The sequence below is a fragment of the Niveibacterium sp. genome, from assembly GCF_041909475.1.
In the GTDB taxonomy this organism is placed as follows: Bacteria; Pseudomonadota; Gammaproteobacteria; order Burkholderiales; family Rhodocyclaceae; genus Niveibacterium.
Window position 1 is genome coordinate 31,610 of sequence record NZ_JAYRDJ010000040.1, and the last position, 6,215, is coordinate 37,824.

General features: G+C 66.1%; 5 protein-coding genes. 4 read left to right on the plus strand and 1 reads right to left on the minus strand.

The genetic code is table 11. From position 1 onward, the window contains the following. Window positions 1-76: 76 nt before the first annotated feature. Window positions 77-1,315, plus strand: coding sequence for a patatin-like phospholipase family protein (locus ACE3P0_RS18735; protein WP_374404300.1), 1,239 nt, complete (start codon window positions 77-79; stop codon window positions 1,313-1,315). Window positions 1,316-1,390: 75 nt separating this feature from the next. Beyond that, window positions 1,391-2,440, plus strand: a complete 1,050-nt coding sequence (gene pbpG, locus ACE3P0_RS18740; protein ID WP_374404301.1) for a D-alanyl-D-alanine endopeptidase — start codon at window positions 1,391-1,393, stop codon at window positions 2,438-2,440. Window positions 2,441-2,499: 59 nt separating this feature from the next. Here pbpG and ACE3P0_RS18745 read toward each other — a convergent pair whose 3' ends face one another. Beyond that, a complete protein-coding gene (locus ACE3P0_RS18745; protein WP_374404305.1) occupies window positions 2,500-3,264 on the minus strand; it encodes an IclR family transcriptional regulator in 765 nt (254 codons plus the stop codon). Window positions 3,265-3,474: 210 nt separating this feature from the next. Between ACE3P0_RS18745 and ACE3P0_RS18750 the strand changes: the two genes are divergently transcribed. Together ACE3P0_RS18750 and ACE3P0_RS18755 are read left to right on the plus strand one after the other, a co-directional pair. Further along, entirely contained in the window at window positions 3,475-4,428 is a 954-nt protein-coding gene (locus ACE3P0_RS18750; RefSeq protein WP_374404302.1) for a D-2-hydroxyacid dehydrogenase, read from the plus strand. Beyond that, window positions 4,428-6,215 (plus strand): cation-translocating P-type ATPase (locus ACE3P0_RS18755; RefSeq protein ID WP_374404303.1); only part of this gene is annotated, 1,788 nt, incomplete at its 3' end. The genes ACE3P0_RS18750 and ACE3P0_RS18755, both read left to right, overlap by 1 nt.

The window sequence follows — 6,215 nt, forward strand, 5'->3', positions numbered from 1 at the left end:
GCGGCGTGAATGCGCTAAAGCTGGTGCCGCACGATGCCGCAAATCCTCTCAGTGGCCATGGGGCCGGGGAGGCGGGATGGAAGACCGGGCGGCACCGGTTCTAACTGGCGGCGGCGCGCGCGCTGCTTACCAGGTTGGCGTGCTGTGGGCGATTCGCGAGCTCACCGGGCGCAGCCGGGCGAACCCGTTTCCGATCCTGTGTGGCACCTCGGCCGGCGCGATCAACGCCGTGGCGCTCGCATCGTATGCCGACAATTTCGATGGCAGCGTGCGCCGGCTCGCGTGGATCTGGCGCAACTTCCATGCGCACCACGTTTATCGCGCAGACGCATTTGCGGTGACCAAGTCGGCGCTGGCCTGGGGTGGCACGCTGCTGTGGGGCTGGCTGTTGCGGCGCGGGCCGAAATCCTTGCTGGACAATCAGCCGCTGCGCGAATTGCTGGCCTCGCGCTTGGACTTTGCGGGCATCGGGCGCGCGATCGACAGCGGTGCACTCTATGCGCTCAGCGTCACCTGCTCCGGCTACGCCACCGGCGAGAGCCTGACCTTCTATGAAGCGGCGCGCGAGGTGTCGCCGTGGCGGCGTGCCGCGCGCGTGGGCGTGCCGGCGCGGCTGGGGGTCGAGCATCTGATGGCGTCCAGCGCGATCCCGTTCGTGTTCCCGGCGATCAAAATCAATCGCGAGTATTTCGGCGATGGCTCGATGCGCCAGCTCGCGCCGGTTTCCCCGGCGGTGCATCTGGGGGCGAGCCGCATCCTCGTTGTGGGGGCGGGGCGCGCCAAGGACGAAACCCGTCGCGCGCGTGGCGATCGCTACCCGACGCCTGCACAGATCGCAGGCCATGCCTTGTCGTCGATCTTCCTCGACGGCCTCGCGGTCGATCTTGAACGTCTCGACCGTATCAACGCGACGGTGGGCAAGATCCCCCCGCCACTGCGTGCGGAGCTGGGCATACCGCTCAAGCCGATCGAGACGCTGGTGATTTCGCCGTCCGAACGATTGGACTATCTCGCTGCGCGCCATTTCCACGCCCTGCCGCGCCCGATGCGGATCATGCTGAGGGGGGTCGGCGCGGGCGGTCGGGCGGGCTCGACGGTGTTGTCCTACCTGCTCTTCGAGCGCTCCTACACCCGCGCGTTGATCGACCTTGGCTATCGCGACGCGATGATGCGGCGCTCGGAGCTGATCCGCTTTCTTCGCTTGGATCCGGCCGGCGTGAAGTTTGAAACGCGTCAGCGCGCGAGTGGTTTTGGTGCCATGACGCCGGAGCAAAATCTTGAGATTCAGTCTGAAATGAGTGAGCTATCGTCTTAATCTGCTAGAGAAATTGCTAGAATCCAGCTATCTAGAAGTGAGTCCGGCCTGCCTGCTGCCGGATGGGGAGAAGTAATGCAGAAAATCAAGCTGATCACCGCGCTCGTATTCGCGGCAGCAATCGCGGCAATGCCCGCGCAGGCGAAAGAATCCCACGCGAAGACGCCGGCCAAGAAAACGGCAACCAAAACGGCCACGAAAGCGTCTTCGACCCACCGCAGCCGTACCGTCAAAGCCTCGGTCAGCAGCAAGAAGGGCAAACGCGTCAGCCCGGCCAAGGCCTTGTATCGCGACATGAAGTCCGCCAAGACGGCGCCGGTGCGCGCCGTGCCGGTGAGTCTCGATCGCGAGGGCAACCCCTTGCTGCAATCCAATGCCTTCATGGTGCAGGACCTCGGTACAGGGAAAGTGCTGCTGGAGCGCAACGCGGAATCGGTGGTACCGATCGCGTCGATCACCAAGCTGATGACGGCGATGGTGGTGCTGGATGCCAAACTCTCGCTCTCCGAGACGCTGACGGTGACGGACGAGGATACCGACAAGCTGAAGAACACCACTTCGCGCTTGGTCGTCGGAACCGAGCTGACGCGCGAAGAGATGATTCACCTCGCGCTGATGTCGTCGGAGAACCGCGCGGCCGCGTCGCTTGGGCGAAATTACCCCGGCGGCATCAACGCCTTCGTATTTGCGATGAACCGCAAGGCGCAGGCGCTGGGGCTTTCGGAGACGGTGTTCCACGACTCTACCGGCCTCAACCCGCAGAACGTGTCGTCCGCGCGCGATCTGGCGAAGATGGTTACCGCAGCCTCGCATTACCCGCTGATCCGCCAGTTCTCGACCGATGACGAAGAGACGCTGCCGATCCGCGGACGTGACCAGACGTTCCGCAACACCAATGCACTGGTGCGCAGCCCGGACTGGCAGATCGGCGTTTCGAAGACTGGCTTCATCAATGAGGCCGGCCGTTGTCTGGTGATGCAGGCTTGGCTGGCTGAAAAGCCGATGGTGATCGTGCTGCTCGATTCGGTCGGCAAGTTCACGCGTGTTGCCGATGCGCAGCGGATCAAGCGCTGGGTCGAGAGTGCGCTGGCGCATCAGGGCGGTGCTCGCCTGCCGGCCGGTTAATCGGAACTGATCGCAAAAAAAGCGCGCCGAGGCGCGCTTTTTCGTTTCAGCGGCTGCGCTTAGCGGCGCGGCTCGCGCGTCGGGCGGGCGCTCGGCGGATTGTCGAGTTTCAGATAGCCGAGCGTGGACGAGATTTCTTCCGCGGTGTCACGTACCAGCGGTGCCCAGTCCGGATTGAAGCGCTCGGCGGGCGTAGACAGCGACAGGCCGGCAACCAGCTCGCCTGAATCATCGCGAATGCCCGCAGCGATGCAGCGAACGCCGTTCTCCACTTCGTCCATGTCGTAGGCGACGCCATGCCGGCGAACGCGTTCGAGTTCTTTTTCGAGCGCCGGCAGCGTGGTGATCGACGCGGGAGTGGACGGCGGCAAGCCGGTGCGCCGCGCGTACTCCGCAACGCGGCTGGCACTCTCTTCAGCGAGGAAGAGCTTGCCGGTGGCAGTGGTGTGCAGCGGCGCGCGGGCGCCGACGATATGAACCACCCGCACGGCGGAACGGCCGCTCGAGGTGCGTTCGACATAGACGATGTCGTCGCCGTCGCGCATACCGAGATTCACGCTCTCGCCAGTGGCCAGATGCAGCTTCTGCATCGCATCGACCGCGGTTTCGCGGACCGAGATGCGCGACTTAACCACATTGCCCAGCTGCAGCAAGCGGATCCCGAGCCGGTACACCCCTGCGTCAACCCGTTCGACAAAGCCGCGTGCCGTCATGGCGGCCAGGATGCGATGTGCGGTGGACGGATGCAGGCCCGTCTCCGCTGCGAGTTGCTTGAGCGCGATCGGATCGGGATGTTTTGCCAGCGTATCGAGCAGATTCATCATCCGTTCGATGACCTGGATCGAGGAGGCTTTAGGTTCTTCGGCAGCCACGTTGCATGCAGTCTTTGTTCTGGAATACGGTTGATAATATCGCAATGCGGGATGTTTCGCCCTATGAAATCGCATTGGAGTACAGTTCGAACTGATCTGCTCGGCGCGTCGACCGCCCGGCGCATGTGCCGCGACGTGCCCTCGCCACGAAGGACGCCCGCCATGCCAAGACCGATTGTCGTCTCGCTCGAATCCGCCTCACTACCCGTCGTGATCCCACGCCCGACGTGCGCGCATGAGTGGCGCGACCACGCGCGAACCGCGGTCGCCGAGGTGGTCGAAAGGCTTGCGGGCGCGCAGGTGGCGCTTATCAACAAGACCTCGCTGAGTGCGGCTGTGTTGGCGCAGCTGCCCGATCTGCGCATGATTTCGGTGTCGGCGACCGGCACCGACAACGTCGACCTGGCGGCCTGCCGTGCGCAGGGGATCGTGGTCAGCAATGTGCGCGATTACGCGGCCGATACCGTGCCGGAGCATGCCTTGCTGCTGATGATGGCGCTGCGGCGCAATCTGCTGGCGTATGTCGAGGACGTGCGCAGCGGCCGCTGGTCGCGAGGCACGAGTTTCGGCCTCTTCGATCGCCCGGTCGCCGATCTGAACGGCGCCGTGATCGCGATTGTGGGCCACGGTTCGCTGGGTGATGGCCTTGCGCGGCGGGCCGCAGCGCTAGGCATGCAGGTGCTGCAGGTGGAACGCAAGGGGCTTTCGGTGGCGCGGCCGGGCTACACCTTGTTCGACGAGGCCCTGGCGCAAGCCGACGTGGTGTCGCTGCATTGCCCGCTCAACGAGCAGACGCGCAAGCTGTTCGGTGCCGCGGAGTTTGCCCGCATGAAGCCTTCGGCGGTGTTGATCAACACCGCACGCGGAGGCCTGGTGGATGAGCCAGCGCTTGCCCAGGCGCTGCGCGAGGGGCGCATCGCGGGTGCGGCCACCGATGTGCTGTCGCAAGAGCCGCCGCCGGCCGACCATCCGTTGCTGGCGCCCGATATTCCCAATCTGATCGTCACGCCGCACATGGCGTGGGCCTCGGCGGCGGCGATGCAGCGCCTAGCCGATACTGCGGTGGCGAACATCGATGCTTTTCTGCGCGGCGAACCGGTGAGCCGGGTTGCGTGATGACTCACGACTGGCACGCGTGCACACCGGAAGACTGCACGGCCGCCCTGGGGGCCGACACCAATAATGGGCTTTCGGCCGACGAGGTGGCGCGGCGACTTGCTGCTGATGGCCCGAACCAGCTTCGCGGCAAGCCGCCAAAGTGCTTCATCGAGCGCTTCCTGACGCAGTTGCGTGAGCCACTGATCTACATCCTGCTCGGCTCCGGCGTATTGGCGCTGGCCTTGCAGGAGTGGGTGGATGCGAGCGTGATCTTCCTCGTCGTGTTGATCAACGCAGTGGTCGGCGCGGTGCAGGAGGCGAGGGCGCATTCCGCGATTGCCGCGCTCGCGCGCCAGGTGTCCGCCCTGGCCGGTGTGCTGCGCGACGGCGAACGGCTACGTATCGAGTCCTCGGGGCTGGTCGCGGGCGATATCGTGCTGCTTGAGGCTGGTGACCGTGTGCCAGCCGATCTGCGCCTGCTCAGGGCGCGGGATCTGGTGGTCGACGAGGCGATGCTGACGGGCGAATCGTTGCCGGTCGGAAAGTCGAGTATGGCCGTGGCGCAGGACGCTGCGTTGGTCGATCGTCACTGCATGGCCTACGCCGGCACGCTTGCGCTGCAGGGCACGGCGACCGGGCTGGTCGTGGCGACGGGGTCGCGCACCGAGCTGGGCCGCATCGCCGCCTTGATCGACGCGGCGCCGCTGATCGCGACGCCGCTGACGCGCCGCCTCGCGGCCTTCTCGAACCTGATGCTGTGGATCATCCTGGCCCTCGCCGGCCTCACGTTTGCCGTCGGGCTGCTGCGCGGCGAATCGGTGCAGGACATGCTGATGGCTGCCGTGGCGCTTGCCGTGGGGGCGATACCTGAAGGGCTGCCGGCGGCGCTGACGATCACGCTGGCGATCGGCGTGGGGCGCATGGCGCGGCGCGCGGCGGTGGTTCGCCGTCTGCCGGCGGTGGAAGCGCTGGGCAGCGTCACGGTGATCTGTTCGGACAAGACCGGCACGCTGACGCAGAACCGCATGACGGTAACCGAGCTGCTTGTCGGCGGCTTCGACTACACCCTGCATGGTGCGGCGGGTGACGAAAATGGCGAGATCCGTCCTGCCGGGGCCGCGCCGACGGAGAATCGTGCGCTGCAACCGCTTCTGCTGGCCGGCGTGTTGTGCAACGACGCCCAGATGCGGCGCGAGGCGGGGCAGTTGGTGTTCAGCGGTGATCCGACCGAGTGGGCGCTGCTGCTCGCCGCGCTGCGCGGGGGGCTGGATGTCGACACGCTGCGGCTGCGATATCCGCGGCTCGACGAGCTGCCCTTCGATGCCCGCTTCCAGTACATGGTGACGCTCAACGCCGGGCCCGAAGGCCATCGCATGTGGGCCAAAGGCGCGATGGAGCGTGTGCTTGCGCGTTGTCGCTACGCGCTGGATGCGCACGGTACGCCAGTCGCGCTGAACGCCGCGGCCATCCATGCGGCCGCCGACGAAATGGCGGCACGCGGCATGCGCGTGCTGGCCTTCGCCTACCGCACAGGCGGTGCGGTGCCACTGATGCGCGATGCGCTCGGCGACGACTGGGTGTTTCTTGGCCTGCAAGGCATGGTGGACCCGCCGCGCGGTGAGGCGGAAGAGGCGGTGGCGCGTTGCAAGGCCGCCGGCATCCGCGTCGTGATGATCACCGGCGATCACGCCGTGACCGCCGCCGGCATCGCAGGCGCGCTGGGCATCGGCGCCGCCGCACCGCGGGTGATGACGGGTCGCGAGCTGGCAGCGCTCGACGCCGATGCGCTGCGCGCTGTGGCAGAT

What these genes read in the sequence shown, in the direction of transcription:
- ACE3P0_RS18735 (WP_374404300.1), top strand. Translation starts at nt 77, where the DNA reads ATGGAAGACCGGGCGGCACCGGTTCTAACTGGCGGCGGCGCGCGCGCT.
- pbpG (WP_374404301.1), top strand. Translation starts at nt 1,391, where the DNA reads ATGCAGAAAATCAAGCTGATCACCGCGCTCGTATTCGCGGCAGCAATC.
- ACE3P0_RS18745 (WP_374404305.1), bottom strand. Translation starts at nt 3,264, where the DNA reads ATGATGAATCTGCTCGATACGCTGGCAAAACATCCCGATCCGATCGCG.
- ACE3P0_RS18750 (WP_374404302.1), top strand. Translation starts at nt 3,475, where the DNA reads ATGCCAAGACCGATTGTCGTCTCGCTCGAATCCGCCTCACTACCCGTC.